The organism is Bradyrhizobium sp. Kon69 (assembly GCF_055807515.1).
On the sequence record NZ_JBVVOS010000048.1, the window covers coordinates 1 to 25,868 of the forward strand.

Genomic DNA, 25,868 nt, shown 5'->3' on the forward strand with positions numbered 1-25,868 from the left:
GCTATCGACGCGATCCTTTCCATGCGTCGGCAAGGGGACGAGATCCGGAAGCTACGCATCGAGACGTTCGACCAAGCAATGCGCCTCGCAAATGAGCGTGCTCCCAGCACGCTGGAGGGGGGGCAGTACAGCTTCTATTTCAGTTGTGCACTGGCCGCTTTGTACGGGCGCGAAGCTCTGCAACCCGTTCGAGTTGAGCGTCTCACTGATGCTCGCGTGCTTCACTTGGCTGCGCGCATCGAGCTTGAGCCGGCTTCCGATTTCGCGTCGGCGTTTCCGGCCGGAACACCTGCCCGCGTTGTCCTGGATCAGGGTAACGGGCCGGAAGAAATGATCGTACGACATCCCTTGGGAGATGTCGCAAACCCGTTATCCGCCGACCAGGTCGTGGAGAAGTTCAGGAGCATCGCAGGACAGAATGTTTCCCCCCAATGGCAGGAAGAGGTACTCACAGCGATTGGTGGCCTTGAAACCTCAGGTTTCTTGCCGCTTCTGTCTGCCCTATCACAAAGGGACAGTCGACGCGCGACATCTGCCGCGCAGTTCCTCAAAGAGGGAGCTGGAAAATGACAACATCTCGATGTTAGATCGGCGGCTTAGGGAAGTCCTTCGCACGGTCCGACCGCACCATGACGGGGCCCAACCACCGCCTGCCAGGCACCGATTCGATGGCGCAGGCGCTGGGCGGCATCGCTGACGCCTAGTCGCAGGCCGGCTATCCCATGCGCGCCGTTATTTGCCTCGCTGGGTGACGAATCGACCGCCATGCTGGCCTTTGGCGGTGCGCTCGCGCACTCATCTATGTGCGCACGTCAGGGATCGGCCAGAAATCGAGCTGTCTCTGCTCGGTTCGGTGGTGCGCCTGGTGGGCTAGAGCCTCATTACCACCAAGTGCGTAACAAGAACCCGGTTTCGGGACAAGCACGCATCACTAGTACCGCCGAGCGGCTGGGGATCAGCGCCTCGTTCAGTGAAGGGGCAGTTGCTGGCGCTGCTCGGCGAGCTCTTTGCCACCGGCAGTCGCGACAAGTGGTCGCTAAGCCGCGCAGCGCCGACATTCCGCGCCCGTCAAAACGCTCCTCGAAACGTCAAACGATCCCGACGTTATCGCTAACGGCTATATCAAGCACGTCGACTATCCCAAGCTCGGCTAGAAGCTGAAGGTGCGCGGCACGCGTTGGCAGTTCTCCGACACGCCGACTAAGCTTGGTATCTCGCCCGAGTTCGGCGAGCGCAACGAGGCTGTGCTCGGCGAGCTCGGCGAGCTCGGCTATAGCGCCGCGGAAATTGGAGAGTTCAGGAAGCGTGGGATCAGTTGAGCTCGTGATAGACTATTATCGCTCCGTCGTGGCACTGAATTCGACATTGCTCGCAATGCCTGATAGCGCGGCAATCTGGATGCCAAGCGACAATGATCGCGGCAATAATCACCTCGCCGCGACACCGACCATGCTGATGCTGCGCCTCAATGTTCTTTTATTGCGCGGCTGCGTAGCTCGGATCAAATTGGATCCCACGCTTGTCTCACGCGTTAGCTAGCACCGGTTTCAGAAGCCGCCGCGAGCGGTTGAGATCTGTGCCGTGAAATGCGCGCTCCTCAGCATGACGCTGCATTTGCTTCAGCGCAACAGACTCATTCCTAGGAGGCCATGAGGCGACCGTTTCGGGATTAGCGCGGACGATTGTACCGGGCCCGCAAGTAGGTAGGAACTTAAGACGAGTTTGAGCGTACGCATACGACGAAGGCCGCCTGATTGACGCATGCGCGCGAGCGCAACGAGCTCTATGAAGGGCGTTGCGTGAAGATCAGGCAGCCTGCTGATCGGCGGGAGTGTCGCCTTGGCGGAGGAGCTTCCATTCCCAGGGCAGCAGTTCGTGCAGACGCGATACGGGAAGATCGGCGATACGGGCGACGATATCGGCGAGCCAGGCCTTGGGATCGACATCGTTGAGACGACAGGTGGTGATCATCGTCAGCATGATGGCGGCGCGGTCGGCACCGCGCAGGCTGCCGGCGAAGGTCCAATTGCGCCTTCCCAGGGCGATGCCTCTCAATGCGCGCTCAGCACAATTGTTGGTCAAGCAGATCCTGCCATCATCGAGAAAGCGGGCGAAGTCGTCCCAGCGCCTGAGCATGTAATTCATGGGCTTCAGGACCTCGGAGGAGCGCGAGAGGGGTTCGCGCTCGAGGAGCAGCCAGGCATGCATGTCCTCGAGAAGCGGCTTGCTCTTTTCCTGGCGCACGGCGCACCGCTCGTCGGCGCCGCGGCCGTTGATGGCGCGCTCGATCTCGAACAAAGCGTCGAGGCGTCTGACCGCCTCCAACGCGATCGGCGAGACCGGTTTGCCCCTGTGGCCTTCCCGGGCGTTCTTCTCGATGTCGGCCAGCTCGAAGAAGCCCCGCCGCGCATGGGCGAAGCAAAACGCCGGCGTAATCGGCAGCACCTTCTTCTGCGGATCGAACAACGGCTCGAAGCCGTTGTAGCAATCAGCTTGCAGGATACCGGCGAAGGCGGCCAGATGCTTCTGTGGATGCTCGCCTCGACGGTCGCTCGAGGCGTAATAGACCGCCGCCGGTGGCGCTGGCCCGGCGAAGGGCCGGTCATCCCGCACATATGTCCAGATCCGACCGGTCTTGCACTTGCCCTTCGCCAGGATGCGGATGGTGGTGTCGTCGCCATGCAGGCGCTCGGCAGCAAGCACATGGCGTTCGATCAAGTGGAAGAGCGGCATGACGGCGAAGGTCCCGTGGCCGACCTGGTCGGCCAGCGTCGACAATGGCAGGTCGATCCCCTCGGCCTTAAAGCGCGCACTCTGGCGATTAAGCGGGATGTGCATGCCGAACTTGTCGAACAGAATCGTCGCCAGCAATTGTGGGCCGATGAAGCCGCGCGGCGTCGCGTGGAACGGCGCCGGCGGCTGGCTGATCTTCTCGCAATCGCGGCAGGTGAACTTCTCGCGCACTGTCTCGATGACCTTGAAGCGGCGCGGGATCTCCTCCAGCGTCTTGGTCACATCCTCGCCGATCTTCGCGAGCCGCGATCCGCCGCAGCAGGCGCAGCTCGTCGGAGCCTCGATAACGATGCGCTCGTGTTCGATGTCGTCCGGCCAGGGCTTGCGTACCGGCCGCTTGCGCGTGAAGGCGCGCACGCTCTGGGTCTTCGCCGCCGCGGCCTGAGCCGCAAGCTCATCCTCGCTCGCCGTGGTGGCGAGTTCTTCGAGTTCCAATTCCAATTGTTCGATCAGACGCGCCGTGCGCTCGGAGCCCCGCCCGTACAGTTCGCGCTTGAGCTTCTCGATCCGCAGCTCGAGATGCGCGATCAGCGCCGCGTTGTCCGACAGCTCCGCCCGCGCACTGGCAGCCACCGCCTCGGCGAGCAGCCGCGCCTCACGCTCGGCCTGCAGCGCCGCCAGGGCACTCACAAGGTCCGATGGAAGTTCGTCCGGCTTCGATATCATGAAGCCATTGAATCAGATCAAGCAGCAGATTCAAACCCAAAACGGCTATCCGATCCGCGTCGGACGCTGGGCTTCTTGCGGGTTGCGCCAATCGATTCCGGACAACAGGTAACTCATCTGCGCCGGAGAGATCGTCACTGCTTCGCCGGCAACCGAAGGCCAGATGAACCGCCCTCTCTCCAGTCTTTTGGTGAACAGGCATGCTCCCTGGCCATCGTGCCAGATCACCTTCACAAGATCGCTTCGGCGACCGCGGAAGACAAACAGATGACCGCTGAGCGGGTCCTTGCGCAGCACCTCCTGCACCTGGAGTGCCAGCGTTGGAAAGCCTCGGCGCATGTCCGTGTAGCCTGTCGCAAGCCACACGCGCGCGCCCGTCGGAACCGGGATCATCGGCGCACCAGAGCCTCGAGAACCCGACGCAGGGCGTCTCCATCAACGTCGCCGTCGACCCGAATGCGGTGCCCGCTACCAAGGTCGATCTCGATGATGCCATGGCTCTTCCGTCGACGCGCCGCCGTCGTCGTCAATGGCGCTTCGGCCACCGCCCGCGGCGGCACAGACGACCCAATCTCGACCGGCACGAACGGCGCTATACTCGCTTCACTGGGCTTGCAAAGCTCTTTGCGCCACCTAAACAGCTGGCTCACATGAAGGCCAGCCATGCGAGCCACCTCGGAGACGCAGGCTCCGGGCTCGAGCGATGCTGCAACAAGCCGTTCCTTCTCATCCTGCGACCACCGGCGCCGCCGCTCGACCGATGTGATCACCTCCGCCCTCGAAATCGTCATAGCGCTTCTCCTAGGATTACCCCTAGGACCTGCAGCGTTCGCGTCCGTCAAACAAGGCGGCCCTCAACGCAGGAATACGTTTGAGCTGCGTGAAAGTTGGCTCTAGACGCCGCCCATCGCGAAGCCGATGTCGCTAGAGACGTTGTTCGTGCGGCGTCCGACTTGCGCCGGCCCAGCCTTACTTGGCTGAATCAAGCGTCGGCAGGCGATAGCGGTCCTTTGGGTCGTTCCAACCCTTGAAGTTTGGCTTGCGCTTTTCGACAAAGGCGGCGCGCGATTCCATGAGGTCGCTCTTGGCACCATGCTCCTGCAGTGCCATAGCCAGTTTGTCTTGCTGTACCGTTGGCGCTGGTCGCATCTGGCGCATCATGTGTACGGTGTTGACGCGTGATGCCGGCGGCAGGCTCAACAGATGTTCCGCTGTGGCCAGCGCCTCAGGCAGGAGGCGGTCGGCCGGCACTAGCCGGTTCAGAAATCCGATCTCGTAGAAGCGCTGTGCGGTGAAGCGAAAGCCAAGCGCCATCTCCATGGCGATCGGGTACGGCAGGTTGGCAATGTGGCCGTGGTTGTAGCCGCCCAACAGCCAGCGCTTGGCTTCCGAGATCTCGAACACCGCTTCGGGGACTGCGAGCCGCAGGTCGGTGCGCTCGACCAGCATGAAACCGCCGCCCATAGCGAAACCATTTACTGCGGCGATCACTGGTTTCTCGAGCGTGCCGGCTATGAACGGATCCTCTTTGGCTGGCAGCTTGCCGCCGAGTGTGCCCGAACGCAGCGACTCGTTCATATCCTCACCCGCGCAAAAGCCCGGGCCGGTACCGGACAAGATCGCCACTTCGACTTCGGTGCTGTGGCGGAAATCGGTCCAGATATCGGCGAGCTCGATTCGCATCTCATGGTTAAGGGCGTTGAGCCGCTCGGGCCGGTTCATCCGCACCAGCAGAACCTGTCCACGACATTCTGTTTCCACTACCGCCATCTCTGCATCCCTCTATGTTGGAGCTAAGCGTCATCGCCCGTGCCCACGCGTGAGCTGCGTTGCTGGACCGAGCTTAAGCCGCTCGCGCTAGGAGGACCTCAGCGCTTCGCTCATCGAGCGCGGATCGCGCGGCAGCCAGCGGCCGGCTTCGACCAGCGCAATAAACCGCTCGACTATCTCGTTGAATAGCGCCCGCTCCTCGAGATAGAGCACATGGCCGGACTTCCGAACCATGGCGAATCCCGAGGCTAGCAAGTGCCGCTTCAGGAAAAGGCTCGGCTCAATGCAATCGTCGTCGTCGTCACCGCAGATGATTGATGCAGGCGTCGACACTTTGCGGATCGCCCCCATCAGCGTATGGATCGAGGGGCGGCCGATGAATGAGTGCAGTTGGCCGAGTCGAGCGAATCGTGCCGCGCCAGCGCGTCCTAGAAACCCGTTTGCCCGCGTGGTCCTTGAACGGAGCCCGGCTCGGCGCCTCGCACGTCGCCTTGGCAACACCGTCGGCGCCGATGGTCGCGAACTGCTCGTCGTGCGCGTGGCACTGCGCGCGAAAGTTTCCCAGATTTTGAGATCCGAACCTGAGCCTTCACCTGCGAAGGTTAGCGCCAGCGCGCGCTTCGTGTTGAGGCCGACCTGCAGTGACGAGTACGAGCCCATCGACGGGCCGACAAGGTGGGCCTGCTCGATCTTCAGGTGATCGAGCACCACGAGTGCGTCGGTGTAGAAACGGATGTAGGTGTAAACATCCTTCGATGGCGGCACGTCTGAGGGCGTGTAGCCGCGTGCCGAGTAGGCGGTGCAGCGATGGCCTTGCGAAAAATACCGCATCTGCGGTCCCCAGTTGGTGCGATCTGCGGCGAACTCACGCAAGAACAAGTTCGACGTGCCGCTGTTCGGCTTCTTCATAGTGCAGGGCACGTTGTTCGACGTCCTTGCATACGGCCATTCTGCGTCACCAATTGTCTTATTGCCTCCGTCGTGTCCTAGGCCAGTGCAGCGATGGACAAGGCTAGTCATTTCAAGAATATTATGCGGACTCTAGAGACGGATTTCATTAAATGCGGCCCGCGGGGCGCCGGAATCATGCACACAGTCGACTCTCTTGATAATTTTGCAGCCCTTGTTGGTGCAGTCTTGCCCTTTTCAAGTCCGCTTAGGCCAAATCGCGATGCGTCTCGGCGGCATCCGATCCACGCAGCTGAGTAGAGCTCTCTCGTGATGCATAGGGAATGCGCTTGGGCAGCTTAATCGCGGTGCTGGCGGCAAGCTCTCGCGCGGCGACTTCTGCGCAAAGCGAATGAGGAATGTTCGGAGGCATAGATCAGGTCGCAGGAGAGCGCCAGCTAGAAGCGCCATAGCGCAGTAGGTCTCTAGTCCCGGCATTTGTTGGAGCGGGTTGAGCTCGGATCGTTTTGGCTGCGAAGTCCAGCATTGGCAGATGTATTCGTAGGGCGTGAGGCCCGTCAGGTCTTCAGCCGCCGAGCCTAGGTGTCGGGCGGTAATGAAATCGGCAAGGGGAGCTCCAAGCTGATCGTGTCCGTCGTAATGAACGGTAGCTTTCTTGATGTGCGGTTCATGCGCTCGACGTTGCCATTGGTCCAGGGATGCTTGATCTTAGCCAGCCGATGTTTGATCCTGTTTTCCTGGCATCGCATATCGAAGATGTGCGTCACGTGCCTTACCGTCGGGGCGTCGGCAAAGCGCGGCAGGAGGGTGAACTGGATCCATTGTCGGTGACCACCATGTGAATGTTTTAGGGGCGGCGGACGAATGTCTAGGCTGAGGTCCTCCCCGTTCTCCTACTTACTGGTGCGATCGATTGCGACATGGAAGTAAAGCTTGCCTTCAGCGGTCTGGAGTTCGGCGATGTTGATGTGGAAATAGCCGATCGGACAAGCCTTGAACTTCTTTTTGAGGGTTTGCCACCTTCGACCTGTGGCAATCGGCTGATGTCGTGACGCTGGAGAGCAGCGATGCAGGTACGACCGCATCAGATGCGGGACGGTCCGCTGCAGGGCTAGAGGCAATCATCGAGTGGCAGCAGCGTGTGCCGTCGGAAGCCGACGATGATCGCCTCCTTTTTGATTGCTAAGAGCAGCGGACTTGGCTTCCTTGAGGCCAGTCGAACAGTCGGAGACGTCTAACGCTGCTTCCAGTTCGCGACACTCTTCTGGTTGATCCCGTGGCGCTTGCGGGTCGCTCTCAGGCCCTCTTTTGTAGCGCTCGACGGACTGCCTTCGTTGTGGCGCAGTCATATGAAACCTGTCCCATAGCGCATGCTTCAAGTCGTGCAACAAGAATGCACCATCAAAGCTTGGGACTAAACACGTATATGGCTGAATTCCATCAAGAAAGAGGAATTATCGCTGGATTTGCGCGCGGGCGACACAATTGTTTTGAGAGAATCGACATCGCTCTATGATTATATTCTTACGATCTGTTGGTGACCTGGAACGTGCCCGACGCGGACCGTCTGCAGAATGCTAGCTCCTTCAAGGACACTGCCGAGGTGTCAAGAATGAGGCGCGCCGGAGTAGCAGGGTTCGCCGTAAATTGCGCGATGGGTATATAACGAGCCTGGCGACCGACAGCACAACGGGGAAGCGGCATGAACGGTGCAGAAAGTCTCTTGCGAACGCTTGTCGGGTCGGACGTCGAAGTCTGTTTCGGCAATCCTGGCACGTCGGAAATGCATTTCGTTGCAGCGCTCGACCGGGTCCAGGGCATGCGGGCTGTGCTCGGCCTTTTCGAAGGTGCGGTGACCGGTATGGCCGATGGCTACGGGCGCATGGCGGAGAAGCCGGCCGCGACCTTGCTGCACCTCGGACCAGGGCTGGCCAACGGCCTCGCCAACCTCCACAACGCCCGTCGCGCAGCGACGCCGATCGTCAATATCGTGGGTGACCACGCGACCTATCATCAGCAATATGATGCGCCGCTTGCGTCTGACGTGCATGGTTTCGCCCGACCCGTCTCGGCATGGGTGCATTCGTCGCCAAGCGCCAAGACTGTCGGCGCGGACGTGGCGCGTGCCGTGCAGGCGGCGTTGCAATATCCTGGTCAGATCGCGACGCTGATCCTACCTGCCGATACGGCGTGGCTCGAGGCTGATTGCCCGGCGCCGGGTTTGCCGAAGCCGAAGCCGGCGATGGTTTCCGCCGAGGCGATCGACCAGGCTGCCATGGCCCTCAAATCGGGCCGCAAGACCATGATGCTGATCCGCGGAGCCGCATTGAAGGAGCGCGGGCTCAATGCGGCCGGCCGCGTGGCTGCGGCGACGGGTGTGCAGATTGCTTGTGATACCTTCGCACCACGTTGCCAGCGCGGCGCCGGACGTGTGCAGATCGAACGCATTCCTTATTTCGCCGAGCGGATCGTTGATTTCATGAAGGGGACAGAGCAACTAATCTTGGTAGGCGCGAGCCCCCCGGTGAGCTTCTTCGCATATCCAAACAAACCGTCATGGTGTACGCCCGAGGGCTGCAAAACTCTATATCTCGCCCATGCTCACGAGGATGGAACAGCCGCTCTGGAGGCTCTCGCTGACGCTGTGAAGGCGGCGAAGCAACCATTGCATGTCGGTTCATTGAGCAAGCCAGATCTTCCGATCGGACCGCTCGATCCACAGACCGCCGGACAGGTCATCGCCCATTTTCTTCCCGGGGATGCCATCATCTCCGACGAGGTGGGCTTTCATCGATTTGCAGCCACTATCGAGCCGCATGATCATCTTGCCCTGACCGGCGGCGCGATCGGGCAGGGCATTCCCGTCGCCGCTGGCGCCGCGATCGCCTGTCCGGATAGAAAAGTTGTCTGTGTCCACGGTGACGGCGGCGCAATGTATACGCTGCAGGCGCTATGGACGCAGGCACGAGAATCGCTCGACGTTACCACGGTAATCTATGCCAATCGCTCCTACGGGATTCTCAACATCGAGCTCGCGCGCGTCGGAGCCGGAGATGCCGGACCCAAGGCCCTTTCGATGCTCGATTTGCACAATCCCGAGCTGGACTGGGTCAAGCTTGCGTCGGGCATGGGCTTGGAGGCAAGCCGCGCAACTTCGGTAGGAGAATTCGCGAGCCAATTCGCCAGCGCGATGAAAAATCGTGGTCCCCGTCTCATTGAGATCGTTCTCTAGTTTCGCGTGATAGCCTGGAAAACGCTGATTGGCGGCGACTGCAGTTCGTACCGATATGGCCGGTCCTCCTGTTGCGACGCGCTCGGCCTCATGGTTCGCGACGTGCCGCAAGAGACGCTCCTCATGATGAAGGTCTAGAATTTTGGCCGTGAACTAAACCTCATTCTGACTGATTGTGACACTTTCGGATGGGCGCGCGACCTTTGGTTGCGCAGGGCCCCAATATCGGTCGCCCGGTGGCCTGTTCGTGCTGCAGGTCAGGCGCTATCCGATGGCGCCTGCAACGGTTACACTTTGCTGGACGGCTCGACGCCTGGTAGCGTCCAACATCTCCAGCGCCAGAGCATTAACGTGAACACCAGGAGGGCACTGGCAGCAGAGCGGCGGTAGTCGCAAATATCGTGAGATGATACGGCAACTGCCAATCGAACGTTGATCTTGACGCATGGAGGAACCTGCGCGGCGCGCCAAGTGATATAGCCGCGCGCCGATCGCAGATGCGGTCCCCTTTGTTCTTTGACCCCTGTCTTTCGTTCGTGATCTTATGGAGCCTTGGTTTTAGGTGAAGCGCAGATTTTCTGCGCCCACAGCCCCATATTGCAGAAACGCGGCTCTTGACCCGGGGTAGAGGTTACATCGTGTCCGTCATGCCTTGCTTGGAGAAGACAAATGAAAGCTCGTTCCGAAGATGGAGCAGCCCGCTTGATGGCTCAAGTCGTCCACCAGGAACAGGCGAAGGTGACCGACGCAGAATGGCAGATCCGTTGCGATCTCGCCGCGCTTTACCGCATCTGCGACATGTATGGCTGGACCGACACGATCAACACTCATCTCTCTGTGCGCATTCCGGGCGAACCGAACTGTTTTCTGATTAATAACTACGGTGATCTCTTCAGTGAGGTTACCGCATCGAGCCTTGTAAAAGTAGACATCGAAGGCAACATCCTTTCTGCTGGTGGTGAGTTTAACCCGGCGGGCTTCATTATTCACGGTGGAGTCTACAAAGCCAGGCCTGACGTCAACTGCGTCATGCACACCCATACGCGCCCCGGCACTGGCATCTCTGTGCTGAAGAGGGGCCTAAGGCCTATCAGCCAGGATGCGCTTTCGGTCTATGATGAACTCGCTTACCACGAGTACGGCTCGTTGGCCGCAGGCGCGCAGGAGGAGGGAGATGCGCTTGGCGCGACCTGTCAGAAGGGCGACTCCCTAATACTGCGCAATCACGGACTGCTCACTGTCGGCGCCACCATCCAAGCCGCACTCCGACGAATGTACATGCTGGATCGCGCTTGCGAAGTCGAGATTATTGCCCGCAGTATGGGCGAGACACCGGCGCCGATCGAGCCCGAGGTAGTCGAGGACTCTGCACGATATATGAAGGTCGTACGCGCCTCGCCTCAGTTCGGAATGGCCGACTGGCGCGCCGCCTTGCGCCAACTCAAAGGCCGAGGCCCGGACTGGCGGCAGTAGATGTGAGAACCGTCTGAAGTCCAACTTTCTCTCCGCTCGTGTGGTTAGAGAAGCAAATGTTTGACACCTCCTCGATGAGGCACCTGCAGGTTTGTACGAATGGCAGTAGTTGCAGGAGTTCGATCGCCAACGGGCCCATGCCGCGGTTCACTTCTGCGATTCCAGGTCGACGAACGAGTGGGGTTGATTGCGATTGGCGAGATGGATGGCCTCGGCTGAGGCAGCGCGCTCCAGCCAATGAGAATTCGTAAAGCATTAGATGACGTCGGCTTTGCTGCACATGACCACGCCTGCCGATCCAATGACAATCACGACCTAGAGGAAAGAGCTCATGACGTCTGATATCCACAACTCGCAGAAACCAACCCGGCGCAAGGCGCTGTTGGAAATTGGCGCTGCGGCCGGCGGAGCAGCTCTGGTGATTGGCAGTCCGCGCATTTTGCGCGCGCAAGAGTCTTCGCTGGTGGTAGTCTCTAGTGGCGGAGTGTATGAAGATGCATTGCGAAAAGCGGTTATCGAGCCATTCCAGCGCGAGACGGGCATAAAGGTAACCTACGCATCTCCGCCAAATGCGGCCAAACTCAAAGCGCAGGTCGACGCTGGTAACGTAGAATGGGATGCCCTGGAGTTATCAAGCCCGGCGTTCAGACCTGACGCGGCGAAGTATCTTGAAGAAATCGACTATGACGCGTTCGACAAAGAGACTTTGGATAATCTTGTCCCCGAGGCAAAGATGAAATTTGCGGCGGGCTCGTTTGCCTACAGCACCGTTATGGGGTTCTCAACGGCTGAATACCCCGCCGGAAAGCCCCGGCCGAGCACGTGGGCGGAGTTTTGGGACGCCAGCAAGTTTCCAGGAGCGCGCTCGCTTCAGTCATGTGCAAGAGGAGGTACTTCTGCAATCGAATTTGCGTTGCTGGCGTCCGGGGTTCCTAAGGACAAACTTTACCCGATTGATTTCGAGAAAGCATTTACGTCACTGAATCAGATTAGACCTCATGTAACAAAATTTTGGGTCGAGGGAACGGAGGCAACTCAGCTCCTTTCGGATCGTCAGGTCGCAATGTCCTCGGGGTATAATGGCAATTTGCAGGCCCACGCGAGCGACGGTACCGGCGTGAATTACCGCTGGGACGAGGCACAGCTCAGCCCTCTTCACTGGGTTGTGCCAAAAGGCACCAAAAACCGTGCCGCAGCGATGCGGTTTGTCGCCTACCAAGCCACTGCACAAGCGCAAGCTCGCCTCAATAGCCTTATGTTCTACGGTCCGCTGAACCGCGCAGCGTTCCAGTATATCGATCCTAAGGCGGTCGGCCTGCTTTCCACGGCTCCTGCGAATCTGGAGAAACAATTCTTCACAAACCTTGCATTTTGGGGAGGCCAATCCACGTCCGGCAAGAGCAATACCGAAGTGCTCATTGAGCGCTGGACTAAATGGCTGGTCAATTAGAGCTTGTCGGGGTTCGCACTTGAGCGCCAAGCCATTTCACGCGCTCCCTTCGGGTGCCTCGACCCACATGAGCGCGCGGCCTTCAGGCTCTCGGGATTCCTTCGAAGGATACGCCCCAGATTTGGAGCCAAATTGTCTGGATCCGTTCGACAGACTTCACTTTAACGGAATGTGAGTGTGCGCTACCGCGATGCCGTCCTGTTTGCGCCCCCTGCTGATCCCCAAAAGCCACGAACTCGAATCGGCGAAGTGCCCTCTGTAGTCCGAATTTCGTGCTGCGCAGGATTAAAGTCTCCGGGCCGCGGGCCACACTCGCCTGCAGCCAAGAGAGACTCGATCCGGGATGCCGGTGCAATGCAACGTCTGACATTGCGTGTTGGCTACGATATTGCGATGGACCTGATGCTGACGCATTGCTCGATGTATACCAAGGAGACGACGCAGCGGAGCTTGGTTAACAAGATTGTAGATAGCAAGGTGGTCGCGCAGACCGCGTTCGTGGCCCGCGCAGATCGAAGGCTTTTTCTTTTGCAATCAATGGGCTGAATTCCAGGGGGCAGACTGACGGCACTGCTGCGCAAGGGATGAGCCGCCTGCGAAAGGTTCGCAATCGCATTTTGGCTTCGACAAGATGATGGCCCCAAAAGCTGTCCCGAAGAAACGCGCTTTCTTCGGGACGTGCAGCCAAACCGAAAGGAACTCTGAGGTGTCCACTTACGTCCCAATTCATGATCCACACTCCGTCAAGTCCGTCGCCTGCATAGGCACGGGAACGATCGGAGGCGGCTGGGCGGCTTATTTCCTGTCGCGGGGGCTTGATGTGCGGGCATTCGACCCGGCACCACAGCAGAGAGCGCGGCTCCGGGCAAATATCGAAGCGGTATGGCCGCGTCTGTCACAGCTCGATCTCGCCCCGAACGCAAGCCTCGACAGACTCCTGATCTACGACACGATCGAGGAGGCGCTCGATGGGGTAAGCTACGTTCAGGAGAGCATAATCGAGGATAAGCCCGCCAAGATGGCCTTGTTCGCCGAGCTCGACGTCAAGACAGCGGCAAACGTTGTCTTGGCGACTTCTTCGTCGCAGTTCGTTCCATCTGACCTCGCGGCCGATTGCCAGTTTCCGCAGCGGGTTATCGTGGCCCATCCATTTGTTCCCACCTATCTCATTCCGCTGGTCGAGCTTCTCGCTATTCCTGGCAAGTCGGACAGAGCGGTACAATGGGCAAGGGAATTCTTCATCGCTATCGGCAAACGGCCGGTCGTGCTGAAGAAGGAGATCGAAGGCTACATCGGCAATCGTCTTCAGTCAGGCTACCTCGACGAAGCACGCCGCTTGGTCGAGGAGGGGTATTGCGCGTTCCAGGATATCGATGACGTCATTGTCAACAGTTTCGGAATCCGTCTCGCTTTTATGGGGGTAAGTCAATACTATAACCTTGGTGGCGGCCTTGGCGGCATCGAACACATGTTCGAGCTGTTCGGCTGGAAGGGCTCGGTCGAGGCGCAGGACGACCTGCGTGCGACCGTACAGAAATTTGCACCAGGCGCCTCAATGGAAGAACTTGAAGAATGGCGGGACCAAAACATCATCCGCATCCTTAAGGCGCGCCGCATGGGACCTTCAGCGTGAGCGCGCAAGACCGGTCCTTGCGTACTGCTTGGGTCAGCGCTCAAAGCCGGACAACCGCATCGTAACGTAACTTGCAGTGGATGCAGTTCATATTGCCGGTTTATGCCGACTATCCGAGGCTGTGTTTGCCGGCGTGGGTGGCATGTAATTGGATCTGCGCAGTATTTCTTGTGCCTCCGTTTCCAGTTGCGAAGGTCAGGGTATTGCAGAAGATTATTTGGGCAGGAGCCGACTACCGGCGCCCCCGAAGAATGGACTCCACGGACAGCACGTCGAGCTCTGCGCGGGACTTCTCGTCAGGGACGGGCTCGTTGGCTTGGTGCCTGAACTTGGTCCGCAAAAGCTAGGAAGCCTGCCGACCTGTCTGTCCGCTGCCCAAGTTCAGAATGTCCTCCATCGTTCCGATCGGCCACTGCGATAGGACTCCGGGATCGCGCCAGCCCCTCGTGTAACGCTTTGGCCAAGCTCGGTTTACGGGTTGGAGGTCGCCACCCTGAACCTGGATGAAGCGATGAAGCCGACCGAGGATCCGGTGAGATGTTTATCGCGGAGGGCCGGTAGCGACCGCCGATGCCGATGCTCCAGGTGCCGACGCCGCCGTCTTTGCGAACCGGCTTGATAGCCGCCCGACACCGTCGTGTCGCCGGCTGTTTCTGCTCACGCTGGCGCCTCATATCGCCTTTGCATCCGGTTGCGCTTTACCATGATCGCCGAGGCCGACTTGGAGCGCGCGGCATCCGTGGTTCGCCCACCATGGCGCACATATTCGGACACGTTTTGCCACCGAGCTTCTCCCGATGCAATCTTGTCAGAGATTGGCAAGCTGCTGCTGCGAGACGAAAGCCATCACACACCTACGCGAAGGTGGATATCCGAGGTAGGCAAGGCGCAGTACAAACAGCCATCGCGGGATCTTCCGCAACTGACCGTGCGCGGCCTCGAAATCATTCGGTCCCAGGGAAGCCACAAGCGACCAAGACGCCGCTTCTCGATGGCCGGGCGTCACTCGCCCTCGATGCGGAATCCGAGGCAAAGCGGCCACCGATTCCGACGGAAGGCGGCCAGCGATTCCGATCGAAAGCGGCCACCCAATCCGAACGAAGGCGGCCACCCTGTTGATAGGGTGAGACGGGGGGCGTTGTCGGCAATCTGAACGGGGCAAGGTCCCTCCTTTTGCGGTTCACGTAATGGGAGGTCCGATGCCCGCCGAGAGATTGCCGATGCGGAAGATTCGAGAAGTTCTACGCCTGAAGTATGCCTGTGGGGTGAGCGATCGGGTGATCTCCCGATCGGTCGGGATCGGTCGCACGGCGATCGCGGAGTATGTCCGCCGCGCCGCGGTGATCGGCATCACCTGGCCGATACCGGAGGAGCTCGACGACACAGCACTGGAGCGCAAGCTGTTTGCGCCAGCCGGCTACAACCCGCCGCGATCGAAGCCGCTTCCGGATTGGGGGCATGTCCATGCCGAGTTGCGCCGCCGCAGCGTAACGCTGGCGCTGCTGTGGGAGGAATACCGCGGCCATCATCCCGACGGCTACGGCTACAGCCGGTTCTGCGACCTCTACGTCGAATGGCGCCACGGCATCACGGCGACCATGCGGCAGACCCACGCGGCCGGCGAAAAGCTGTTCGTGGACTTCGCCGGCGATACCGTGCCGGTGTTCGACGGGCTTACCGGGAAGGTGCGCGCCGCCAAGATCTTCGTCGCGGTCATGGGAGCGTCGAACTACACATTCGTCCAAGCCCGGTTCAGCGAGGCGCTGCCCGACTGGATCGGCGCCCATGTGGATGCGCTCACCTTCCTGGGCGGAGTGCCGAAGGCGCTCGTCTGCGACAATCTGAAGGCCGGGGTGACGGTGGTAAGCCGCTACGAGCCAGGCGTCAACCGGACTTACCAGGATCTTGCCACCCATTACGGCACCACCATTATGCCGGCGCGGCCCCGCAAGCCGCGCGACAAAGCCAAGGTGGAGGCGGCGGTTCTTATCGTCCAGCGATGGATTTTGGCGCGGCTGCGCAACCGGCGCTTCTTCTCGCTCGCCGAGTTGAACGTTGCGATCCGCATCCTGGTCGACGAACTCAACGCCCGCCTGATGCGCAAGCTCGGTGCCAGCCGCCGCGAGTTCTTCGACACCATCGATCGTCCGGCCCTGATGCCGCTGCCGGCCGAACCCTATCAGTACGCCGAATGGCGTCGTGCCCGTGTAGCGCCGGATTACCATGTCGAGGTTCAGGGGCACTTCTACTCGGTGCCATCCCGCCTGATCCGCCAGGTCGTCGAGGTGCGGGCCACCGAGGCAACCATCGAGGTGTTCCATCGCGGCACCCGGATCGCCAGCCACGCACGCTCAGGCGTCAGGCGCCGCCACACCACGATCCCCGAGCACATGCCGAGCGCACATCGCCGATACGCCTTCTGGACGCCGGCACGTCTGCTGGCCGCCGCCGAGAAGATCGGTCCGTCCACGATCGCGCTGTGCCAGGCGATCATGCGGACAAAGCCCCATCCCGAGCAGGGCTTCCGATCCTGTCTCGGCATCCTGCGGTTGGAAAAGACCTATGGGACGCAACGTCTGGAAGCCGCGTGCCGCCGTGGGATCAGCATCGGCTCAGCGAGCTATCGGTCGATCGCCTCGATCCTCAAGACCGGCCTGGACAAAGCCTTCCTTCCCGACACCGCCCCCGAGGCCGATCCCATCCAGCACGGCAACATCCGTGGCCGCGGCTACTACCACTGACCACCAACAAGGAGACCTTATGCTCAGCAACCACACCCACGAACGTCTCGCTGCTCTCGGGCTCGCCGGCATGGCCAAGGCCTTCGACGATCAGCAACGCCAACCGGACGTTACCGCGCTGACCTTCGAGCAGCGCCTCGGCCTGATGATCGATCGCGAAGCAACCGAGCGAGAGAACAAAAGGCTCATCGTGCGCCTGAAGTTCGCCTCGCTACGGCAGGCCGCAATCGTCGAAGATGTCGATCTGCGCGCTCCGCGCGGCATCGACCGCGCCTTCTTTGCCAAGCTCGTCGATGGCGATTGGATCAGCCGCAAGCAAAATTTGCTCATCACCGGGCCGACCGGCGTCGGCAAGAGCTGGATCGCCTGCGCACTCGGCCACAAGGCATGCCGCGATAATCGATCCGTCTTATATCATCGCCTGCCAAGGCTGTTCGAAGCTCTTGCGCTCGCCCGCGGGGACGGACGCTATGCGCGGCTCCTCAAGACACTATCGAGGGTCGATTTGCTCATCCTCGATGATTGGGGCCTCGCACCGCTTACCGGCGAGCAGCGTCGCGATCTCCTCGAAGTCGTCGACGATCGACACCAGCGCGGATCGACCATCATCACCAGCCAGGTGCCGATCGAAAATTGGCATGAGGTCATCGCCGACCCGACCATCGCCGACGCCGTTCTGGATCGGCTCGTCCACAATGCTCACCGCCTCACACTCAAGGGAGACAGCATGCGAAAGATCACTGCGCAGCGCGCCAATCTTGACGCAGCCAAGAAAACCTGACCCAACTCCTCATGCCGGCAACGACACTCCGGCCGCCTTCGTCGGAACAGGTGGCCGCCTTCGATCGGAATGCATGGTCGCGTTCAATCGGAATCCCTGGCCGCAATCCCCGGAATCCGCACCCTCGACGATGGAGGTCTTCACGCCGAACTTATAAGTCCAGGCGGCCTTGCCCTTGCCGATGTACTCACCTCTCAGGGGCATGCAGGTAATCGAGCCGGTATCCGCGCTGACGTTGCTCCTGGGGCCGGAACTGGGATGCGCGCGACAGCGAACACCACCTCAAGCTCGCCTTCGGTCTGTGATTTCGCGGCGGAAGTCGCGTATCAGTTGGCGAGTCAGCAGCATAACCACGCTCGTCAAAAAGTAGGTCACCACTATCACCCAGGTCGTGAATGATCTCGATTAGGACGCGCGACCCCTCGGACCGCAAGTGCAGTTCTCAGGCCGCGGTCATTAGCGACTGAGTACGGTATGCCCAACGCAGTAGCTCGTCGATGTCGCGGTTGGGATGACCGTTGACGATCCCCGTCGGGACGGTCCCAGAGATAGGCAAGAGGGTCGACGTCATTGCTTGCAGCTTCACGACACCACCATTACCCAGGTCGCAAAAGACCTCGGTCAAGACGAAGACTGGCTGCGCCAGTTGCAATAGAGATGGATCGGCCTAATCCGGGTCTTGGCGCCGGCGAACTCAAGCGCTCACCGACTTTTGCATCGAAAACCTGATCTGAACTCGTCAGGTTCTACAAGGAAACCCCAAGCAGCTCACGTGCTAGCGACGGAAATGATCAAACCAGCTTGCGGACCGCACGGATGCGTACCTGGAACCTCGAACTACACAAACCTGAAGAAGGATCTAATGGCGGTCAGACGGAGGATGACCATCCACTCAACAAGGTCCAATCACCAAGGTCGCGAGGTACCTCGGCGAAGACGAAGATCGGCTGCGAGACGTCGCCAATGGAATGGAAATTGAGACGGGGCCATTTGGTCTTTGGCGTTATCGAAGACGGCGTCCAGGCGTTTACCGACCTTGGCATCGAGCGCCTCATCGAACTCATCCGATCTATAAAGTAGATCCGGGGTTGCTTGAGCTTTGGCCGTCAGAATAATCCAATCGTCGCGGCCTACGCCGTATGGGTACGTTCCGGCGATCCTAAAGGCGGCCCACGCCGTAGGAATTCCACGGAGGCGCTCAGCGACAACATCCTCGAACCTCGTTCTCGACAATCGCCCCCGAGGCGCGTCCAATCAAAGGTGAGTTGCGCCGACGCTTGGCTAGACACAGAAGGCATCGTTTTGTGACAAGCGTAACGATTCAGGCAATCTACCGGTCGTCTGCATCGCCCTCTTCAGTATAGATATATCCCGGCCGCGATTGACCGATACAGCGCCAATGATCTCAGAACGTTCCCCAAGGCCGATGAGAGTCCAAGCGTTTGCTGTCGAGTGTTCAGAGAACCGGTACTGCACAGCTTCATCCGGAAAGCCGATGCTCTGAACATTGTAGTCGTATTGATCAGACCAGAACCAGGGTACGTTTACGAAACTGGTAGGCACCTCTGCCATATTCCTCGCCGCAGTCAGTCCATGATCGATTGAGGTCTGCCAGGATTCGATCCGCCGGAGCCTCCCGTCCGGCCCATAAGGATGGCTGGACACCTCGCCGGCGGCATAGATCCTTGGATCAGATGTGACGCAAAATCGATTGACGACGACTCCATTGTCGACATTCAGCCCGCTTTCCACCGCTAAGCCGGTGTTCGGAATGATGCCGACGCCAATTGCGACCGCGTCCGCCAAAAGAATTTCGCCGTCGACGACGATCGCGTACCTCTGGTCGGGAAGACGTTTGACCTCCGTAATCGACACGCCCAACCTCACGTTCACGCCTTTTTGGCGGTGAGCCTGTAAAGCCCAGTCGCTGACGAATGTTGGCATCCCTCGCGTCAAGACCCGCGGAGATGCCTCAAGGACAGTTACGTCGCAGCCACGCGATTGCGCTGCAGCAGCGATTTCAAGGCCGATAAAGCCTCCCCCAATGATGGCCAGCCTGCCCCGGCCAAAGATAACCTTGCGTAGGTGTCTCGCATCATCCACTGTTCTAAGGTACTCGCCCGTGGTCCGCGCCGCGTAGAAGTCCAGTCGCCGCGGACTTGAGCCAGTTGCGATCAATAGGCGGTCGTAACAGTAGGATTTGCCTGATTGTGCAATGGCGATGCCGGCGGACCGGTCAAGCGCGGTGATCCGCGTTCCAGTAAGCAGCTCGATCGCGAGGTCGGCGTAAATGCCCGAGCGGAGCAACCTCAGCTTTTCTTCGTGGAAGGCGCTGTGGGAAAGTGCATTTTTCGATAGAGGAGGCCTATCATAGGGTGGTTCATGTTCTTCGCTGATAAGAGTGATGTGCGCCCCACTATCTATACGTCTTAGCTCGAGAGCTGCATGATGCCCTGTTGGGCCGGCGCCAATAACAACAAACCGATTCATATCACTGCCCTATCGGACTTGAGCCTCGATGACTCTCACGCGTGCTTCGACTATTCCTGCAGCCGCGCGGCCTGCTCATTGATGTTAAGCGTCGAGGCCGACTTCGTCTGGAACAGCGTGAGGTGACGATAGACAATGCTCGCCCTCCAGGAGCCGAAGGTTAGGTGTTTTTGTCTGCCTCGCAATCACCAGGTAACTAGATCGCTTCGGCGTGTAAGAGCGGCCGCAGCTACATATCGACTACGACACGACCATTTTCGATTTCGACGTTGAAGGTTCTGACGAAGACCCGCGGATCGGCTGGACAGCGACCCCTCTCGACATCGAATTCATAGCCGTGCCAAGGGCAGCGGACAACAAAGCGGCCTTCGGCGATTTCGTAACTTCCGGGACTATCGCTTGTGAGCATAGATTCCAGCACCCCATCAGATAGGATTGCGCCATAATGAGGACATCTATTCCACAATGCATGCATCGTTCCGTTCGAGGTATGAACTAGAATGAGAGGGCGACCCTCCACCTCCACGGCTCGCATCTGCCCTTGAGGCAATTCGTCCAGCGAAAATAGTATATGCTTCATCGTCCCAAATCCTTCAGCCGCGGATATGTTTCCAACGCGTTGCGGTACCGAATCCTCTCGCGCAGCGCTGCGGGCAGCTTGGGTGAAATGGCGTAATCCGCTGAATCGGCGTCATAGTGCGGATAGTCTGTTGCGAACATAAACATACGATCCGCTTTAATCCATTCAATCATCTGCGCCATGTGTTCAGGTTTGACATCGCTAAATGGCTGAGTGGAAAACCTGACGTTTTCTTGCATATACTCACTTGGAAGTCGCTTTACCCATGGAACATCGAGGCGCACCTCACGGTACTGTTGGTCAGCGCGCCACATGAACCAAGGCACCCATCCAACTCCAGGCTCGAGAAAGACAACCTTCAGCCCAGGAAATTTGTCGAACACGCCGTTGAATATTAAGCTTGCGATTTGATTCATGGCTGCCTGCGGAGCAGCGAGAGTGTGCCATTCTATAAAAGTTCTGGGCCAACCGATGCCCGTCCTTGTATCGACGCTGTGATGGAAGGTGACTACTAATTGATGCTTAAGCGCCGTTTCGTATATGATGTGATAGCGCGGATCACCCCATTGAACGTCGCTCGAGCTCGGCAGAAAAACCTGCACAAATCCCGGATGGTACGCCTTGCGCTCAATTTCTTGGACGGCGACCGCCGGATCATCCGCCGGTGGCAAATGGATCGACCCCCGAAACCTATCATCTCTATCGAGCCAGTTGTCGATCTGCCAGTCGTTATATGCGCTAGCGAGCGCGGCCGCGAACCCGAATCCGCCCTTCATTGTTGATGGATAAAACATCCCATTAAGTATCGCGTGGGTTACTCCCTCGCCATCGAAGAGATGCCGCTGAAGCGTTTGTAGGTCGTGAGCATAGGTACGATCTTCCAGCAGCCAGTCCTTCCTGACTGCGCCAGGCCCTGCTGACGGCGAAGGGTACGGATGATCGGTCGGTGCTGTTGTCGCTTTCCAACCACGCTCGGTGATATGCCCCTTCCACTGCAAGGGTAGGTAAGGAAGAAGATCAGCCCCGGATCTTAGGCTCTCATGTACATCCGTATCGATGAGAAGATCCTTTTGGACGGGCGAAGGTTGTCGGTCTCGCGATTGATGCTCTAGAACTCTATTTTCCATCTTTTCTTACCATAAAAGGGGCTCGGCCCGGTCATGACATCAATTTGCGAAGTCGTTGTTCTGTTGCGTGGCCGTTCCGGTAGCATCAGGAAGCGGCGTCTAAACGCCGATCTGAAGAACTCCGCCGATTTCACGAATTGCATATGTCTGGAGATCACAATCGACGATACCGCCGAGTGCGCGGCCACAGGTGACATCGAATTGGCCGCCATGCAGGGGACATTCAACAACCGAATCCGCCAGCCAGCCATCGGTCAACAATGCAAATTGGTGCGTGCAGACGTTCGAGGTCGCGTAGAATTTGCCGGCCACGTTAAAGATTGCTAGTCGCAGCTCGCCGAGCTCGACCCCTATCATTTCGCCCGCCGGCACCTTACCGGCGCTAATCACCGTCACCCAATTATCGGACATTGCATCCCTGATAACCTGCACGCCTGAGACCCTCTCGTCACGGGAGAAGAATATCTGCGGAGCTTGTATTCATAAGGCGAGATGCCTTGCTCGACGCAGCGAGATAATGGCACAGTGCAGGGAGAGCCACCGCATAGTGGGAAAGCGGACCCCGATGAAACCAAACTCGCGTCAATATGCCGACCCTGCTGGTCTCTGAGAAATAGCACGCGACGGCGCCCAAAGACCGCAAAAATCCGGTAAGATTCGCACAAATCCTGCAAGACTATATGGGTGATGTAACGGGCTGCGCCCCCGGATCATCTGATCGGACGATCCTGGTTTGCAGTTCGAAGGAGCGTCGCGTCTAAGAGACACCCCTGCGAGCGTCTGATCAGAGTCCCCGCCCGCAAAAAAGCCGCCTGCAACATTGCTGCCGCATCAAGCACTTCGATGGATGTGGTGCTCAGGCCACCTGGAGACACCACCGCATACGTCCCGTTTTTCAAGCGATCTGCTATCGTTTTGCGAGCTCGCCCACTACTTGCTTTGTCTAACTAAACGCCACATCGACAATTTTACCTATGTGCGATGCGTGCTCGACAAGAGGTGCCGCGAAGCCAAGAATGTGATCGCGATCGGATGGCCCCCGATCCGAGAGAAATGCAACACCGATGACAGTCTTGAGGGCTTTAGCGTAAAGCACATAGGGATTATTGCGGTAACGCGGGTAGCCCTTCATAAATCGCGGCCGACCTTTATCCGGGGAGGCTATGAGTGCCTGACACTCTTTGACGCGATCCACATTGTGACGCGTGCAGCTCCCAGATCGTCCCATCACGCTAAGCCTAGAGGCAAGCCCATATCGCCACCGGTCTCCGGCTTGGTTCCATAGAACGTCTCCCATCAGGCGCAGACTCCATACGCTACTCGGCTTCGCCGTGCTCAACTCGGCGCGGAGCGCTCGCGAAGGTCAGGCAGCCACGATTTGCTTCATCCGATCCTTAAAGGCGCAGGATTTAGGCGCGAACCGATACTACGTTGCGCAAAATGCGATTTAGGCCAGTGATACCTATTGCCAACAAACGCTTGATTTAGATTGTGGTTGGGAAGCCAGATGGATCTTTCTTTTACAGAAGAAGAAGAAAAGTTCCGCCTCGAAATTCGTCAGTTCCTGCTCGAGAACGTGCCGGAGCAGCTACGGCACAAGTTGCTCAACGGTGGAGAGCTAACAAAAGACGAGAAAGCTATGGGAGCGCGTATCCTGCATAAAAAGGGCGTTCCTAGCTGGCCAAAGGCATACGGAGGTGCCGGTTGGTCCCCTCTAAAACAATACATCTTTGAAGAAGAGGTGCGAGCGTTTCCCGCGTGGGCTACGTTCGGCTACGGCGTGTCTTTGGTTGGCCCTGTCATCTATACGTTTGGCAATGACGCTCAGAAGAAATATTTTCTGCCGCGCATCGCGAACGCTGAGGACTGGTGGTGCCAAGGTTTCTCAGAGCCCGACGCGGGCTCCGACCTCGCCTCACTCAAAACGCGGGCGGTGCGGTGCGGCGATCACTACCTGGTTAACGGGCAAAAAATCTGGACGACGGGGGCTCAATATGCCGATTGGATCTTTTGCCTAGTTAGAACCAATCTCGATGCAAAGAAGAAGCAGGAGGGTATTTCGTTCCTCCTGATCGACATGAAAACGGCCGGTGTTAGTGTGCGTCCCATCCGGTTGATTGACGGTGGGTACGATGTCAACGAGGTCTTCTTCTCTGACGTCCGCGTTCCCGCCGACAATCTCGTCGGTGAGGAGAATAAGGGCTGGACTTATGCCAAATTTCTCCTCGGTAACGAACGCTTTAGCGACGCGGGAGTCGGCCTATCCAAGGCGCGCATCCAGCGTGCAAAAGATCTTGCTGCGCGGTGCCACGTAGGCGGCAAGCGTCTTATCGACCAGCAAACCTTCCGTGAGAAGCTTGCGGCAGTCGAAGTCCAGCTGAAAGCCTTCGAAATGACGCAGCTGCGAGTGGTCTCTAGCGCGTCGAAGCAGCAGAATGGCGGGCAAGACGCCGCCAGCTCCATTCTCAAGCTGAGGGGCTCGGAAATTGAGCAGGCGACGACTGCGCTTCTGATGGATGTGGTCGGTCCTTACGCGCTCCCCGAAATTTCCCGAGAGCAGCGCGAGTGCCCTAGTGAGTCGTCGATCGGCCCCGATTGGGCATCGTTGATTGCGCCCGCTTACTTCTACAGCCGTGCGGTGACAATTTATGCCGGCTCCAGCGAGATTCAAAAGAACATCATCGCAAAGGCGATCCTTGGCCTCTAGTTTTTGGGGGGGGATCGCGCCCCCGTTCAGGAGAACGTCTCCAGTGAACTTTGATATATCGGAAGAGCAGCGCCTGCTGAAGGACAGCATCGATCGGCTAATGCTCGACAACTATACATTCGAAGACCGCCGGATGTATCAGGCGCAGGAGCGGGGCTACAGCGAGTCGATGTGGTCACGTTATGCCGAACTCGGGCTCCTTGCGATGCCGTTTGCCGAGGAGTATGGCGGGTTCGGCGGAGGGCCGGTCGAGACCATGATCCTTATGGAGTCGTTTGGAGGGGCGCTGATCCTCGAGCCCTATTTCGCGACCGTGGTGCTTGCCGGTGGCCTCCTCCGTCATGCGGCGAGTGATGTGCAGAAGTCGGAACTCATTCCGGCCATCGCGGGAGGCCGAACGAAGTTAGCCTTCGCCTATGCCGAGCCACACTCGCGTTACGACCTCTTTGACGTTCAAACCCAAGCAAGGAAGGATGGCGACGGCTGGATCCTGAATGGCACGAAGAGCCTCGTCCTCCATGGCGATATAGCCGATAAGATCGTCATATCGGCAAGAACGGCCGGAGGCGCTCGAGAAAAGCATGGGATAGGCCTTTTCTTGGTTGACAAAAATTCGTCGGGCCTACGGCGCCTCGGTTACCCGACCCAGAACGGCTTGCGCGCGGCCGAGATTAGACTGGAGAATGTCCGAGTTGAGGCAATCAACGTAGTTGGCGATCCAGCAGAAGCGTACTCAGTGATTTCGCGGGTAGCAGACGAGGCGATCGCCGCGCTCTGTGCAGAAGCCGTCGGCTCCTTTGCTAAAATGAATGCCCTAACGGTTGACTATCTCAAGACGCGCGAGCAGTTCGGCAAGAAGATTGGCAGTTTCCAGGTGCTGCAGCACCGGGCAGCCGACATGTTTGTCGAATTCGAACAGTCACGCTCGATGGCCATCTACGCTGCGCTTATGGCCGGCGAAAGCGACGCCACCAAACGCGAGCGCGCGATTTCGGCGGCGAAGGTCCAGATCGGCCGGTCAGCAAAGGCGATCGGGCATCAATCGATCCAGCTTCACGGCGGCATCGGAATGACCATGGAGTACAGCATCGGTCACTACTTTAAGCATGTGATCATGATCGACACGGTGCTCGGCGACGCAGATCATCACTTGGAGCGACTTGCTGCGCTCGGAGGGGTCAGTGGCTAGCAAACGAATTGAACCAAAAGTTCAAGAAGTTTGATGTGATTGCACTGATCAAACGGAACGTCCTGTTGTCAACGCCATCGTTGCGTTGCGCCAGACCTCAGGGTCGGACCAACGAGCATTGTCGGAGCCAGATTCATGAATAGGCTGGAACGTCTGCTGCGACCGAAATCAATCGCAGTGTTCGGAGGTCGGCAAGCAGCCGCTACCGTCACGCAATCGATTAAGATGAAATTTGCGGGCGAGATTTGGCCGGTGCATCCCACTAAAGAGGAAGTCGCTGGCCGCAGGGCATTCCGCTCGGTGGCCGATCTGCCCGAGGCGCCTGAC

General features: G+C 58.8%; 20 protein-coding genes and 2 pseudogenes. 12 read left to right on the plus strand and 10 right to left on the minus strand.

Annotated elements, in window-relative coordinates; all coding sequences use genetic code 11:
• A pseudogene (locus AC0L3U_RS36725) lies at positions 1-570 on the plus strand (MmgE/PrpD family protein); the annotation flags it as partial.
• Between the two features lie 593 nt (positions 571-1,163).
• Positions 1,164-1,319: a hypothetical protein gene (locus AC0L3U_RS36730; protein ID WP_259219337.1), complete on the plus strand. Its 156-nt coding sequence runs from the start codon at positions 1,164-1,166 to the stop codon at positions 1,317-1,319.
• Positions 1,320-1,806: 487 nt separating this feature from the next.
• Here the strand turns inward: AC0L3U_RS36730 and tnpC are convergent, their stop codons facing one another.
• The 6 genes and pseudogenes from tnpC to AC0L3U_RS36760 all read right to left on the minus strand — a co-directional run.
• Positions 1,807-3,459 carry an IS66 family transposase gene (gene tnpC, locus AC0L3U_RS36735; RefSeq protein ID WP_259219338.1) on the minus strand — a complete coding sequence of 551 codons (1,653 nt, stop codon included), beginning with the start codon at positions 3,457-3,459 and terminating at the stop codon, positions 1,807-1,809.
• A 45-nt stretch (positions 3,460-3,504) separates the two neighbouring features.
• Positions 3,505-3,852, minus strand: coding sequence for an IS66 family insertion sequence element accessory protein TnpB (gene tnpB / locus AC0L3U_RS36740; RefSeq protein ID WP_231188510.1), 348 nt, complete (start codon positions 3,850-3,852; stop codon positions 3,505-3,507).
• A complete protein-coding gene (gene tnpA / locus AC0L3U_RS36745) occupies positions 3,849-4,250 on the minus strand; it encodes an IS66-like element accessory protein TnpA (RefSeq protein WP_259219340.1) in 402 nt (133 codons plus the stop codon). The genes tnpB and tnpA overlap by 4 nt, the downstream gene beginning before the upstream one ends.
• Positions 4,251-4,428: 178 nt before the next feature.
• The gene (locus tag AC0L3U_RS36750; protein WP_259219341.1) at positions 4,429-5,229 is read right to left on the minus strand and encodes an enoyl-CoA hydratase/isomerase family protein; all 801 of its coding nucleotides are present in this window, start codon (positions 5,227-5,229) and stop codon (positions 4,429-4,431) included.
• Between the two features lie 87 nt (positions 5,230-5,316).
• Positions 5,317-6,138, minus strand: a complete 822-nt coding sequence (locus AC0L3U_RS36755) for an alpha/beta fold hydrolase (RefSeq protein WP_259219342.1) — start codon at positions 6,136-6,138, stop codon at positions 5,317-5,319.
• 456 nt (positions 6,139-6,594) lie between these two features.
• A pseudogene (locus AC0L3U_RS36760) lies at positions 6,595-7,503 on the minus strand (transposase family protein); the annotation flags it as partial.
• 337 nt (positions 7,504-7,840) lie between these two features.
• On the opposite strand from AC0L3U_RS36760, the gene AC0L3U_RS36765 reads away from it, so the two are divergent.
• The 7 genes from AC0L3U_RS36765 (at position 7,841) to istB (ending at position 17,448) form a co-directional block, all read left to right on the plus strand.
• Entirely contained in the window at positions 7,841-9,370 is a 1,530-nt protein-coding gene (locus AC0L3U_RS36765; RefSeq protein ID WP_259219343.1) for an acetolactate synthase large subunit, read from the plus strand.
• A 669-nt stretch (positions 9,371-10,039) separates the two neighbouring features.
• Entirely contained in the window at positions 10,040-10,843 is an 804-nt protein-coding gene (locus AC0L3U_RS36770; protein WP_259219344.1) for a class II aldolase/adducin family protein, read from the plus strand.
• 331 nt (positions 10,844-11,174) lie between these two features.
• Positions 11,175-12,293: an ABC transporter substrate-binding protein gene (locus AC0L3U_RS36775; RefSeq protein ID WP_259219345.1), complete on the plus strand. Its 1,119-nt coding sequence runs from the start codon at positions 11,175-11,177 to the stop codon at positions 12,291-12,293.
• Between the two features lie 354 nt (positions 12,294-12,647).
• Positions 12,648-12,839, plus strand: a complete 192-nt coding sequence (locus AC0L3U_RS36780; protein ID WP_259219346.1) for a hypothetical protein — start codon at positions 12,648-12,650, stop codon at positions 12,837-12,839.
• A gap of 160 nt (positions 12,840-12,999) precedes the next feature.
• On the plus strand, positions 13,000-13,926 hold the full coding sequence (locus AC0L3U_RS36785) for a 3-hydroxyacyl-CoA dehydrogenase NAD-binding domain-containing protein (RefSeq protein WP_259219347.1): 927 nt from the start codon (positions 13,000-13,002) through the stop codon (positions 13,924-13,926).
• 1,199 nt (positions 13,927-15,125) lie between these two features.
• A complete protein-coding gene (gene istA, locus AC0L3U_RS36790) occupies positions 15,126-16,667 on the plus strand; it encodes an IS21 family transposase (RefSeq protein ID WP_259219348.1) in 1,542 nt (513 codons plus the stop codon).
• 19 nt (positions 16,668-16,686) lie between these two features.
• Positions 16,687-17,448, plus strand: coding sequence for an IS21-like element helper ATPase IstB (gene istB / locus AC0L3U_RS36795; protein WP_007592724.1), 762 nt, complete (start codon positions 16,687-16,689; stop codon positions 17,446-17,448).
• 1,281 nt (positions 17,449-18,729) lie between these two features.
• Here the strand turns inward: istB and AC0L3U_RS36800 are convergent.
• The 4 genes from AC0L3U_RS36800 to AC0L3U_RS36815 form a co-directional block, all read right to left on the minus strand.
• The gene (locus AC0L3U_RS36800; RefSeq protein ID WP_259219349.1) at positions 18,730-19,938 is read right to left on the minus strand and encodes an NAD(P)/FAD-dependent oxidoreductase; all 1,209 of its coding nucleotides are present in this window, start codon (positions 19,936-19,938) and stop codon (positions 18,730-18,732) included.
• 229 nt (positions 19,939-20,167) lie between these two features.
• On the minus strand, positions 20,168-20,518 hold the full coding sequence (locus AC0L3U_RS36805; RefSeq protein ID WP_374762387.1) for a Rieske (2Fe-2S) protein: 351 nt from the start codon (positions 20,516-20,518) through the stop codon (positions 20,168-20,170).
• A complete protein-coding gene (locus AC0L3U_RS36810; RefSeq protein WP_259219350.1) occupies positions 20,515-21,645 on the minus strand; it encodes an amidohydrolase family protein in 1,131 nt (376 codons plus the stop codon). Before AC0L3U_RS36810 ends, AC0L3U_RS36805 begins: the two co-directional genes overlap by 4 nt.
• A 99-nt stretch (positions 21,646-21,744) precedes the next feature.
• Positions 21,745-22,077: a non-heme iron oxygenase ferredoxin subunit gene (locus tag AC0L3U_RS36815; RefSeq protein ID WP_259219351.1), complete on the minus strand. Its 333-nt coding sequence runs from the start codon at positions 22,075-22,077 to the stop codon at positions 21,745-21,747.
• A 1,075-nt stretch (positions 22,078-23,152) separates the two neighbouring features.
• On the opposite strand from AC0L3U_RS36815, the gene AC0L3U_RS36820 reads away from it, so the two are divergent.
• From AC0L3U_RS36820 to AC0L3U_RS36830, 3 genes are all read left to right on the plus strand, one after another.
• Positions 23,153-24,352, plus strand: coding sequence for an acyl-CoA dehydrogenase family protein (locus AC0L3U_RS36820; RefSeq protein ID WP_259219352.1), 1,200 nt, complete (start codon positions 23,153-23,155; stop codon positions 24,350-24,352).
• A gap of 43 nt (positions 24,353-24,395) precedes the next feature.
• Positions 24,396-25,541, plus strand: coding sequence for an acyl-CoA dehydrogenase family protein (locus tag AC0L3U_RS36825; protein ID WP_259219353.1), 1,146 nt, complete (start codon positions 24,396-24,398; stop codon positions 25,539-25,541).
• 135 nt (positions 25,542-25,676) lie between these two features.
• The coding region (locus AC0L3U_RS36830) for a CoA-binding protein (protein ID WP_473284551.1) at positions 25,677-25,868 on the plus strand (192 nt) is incomplete at its 3' end.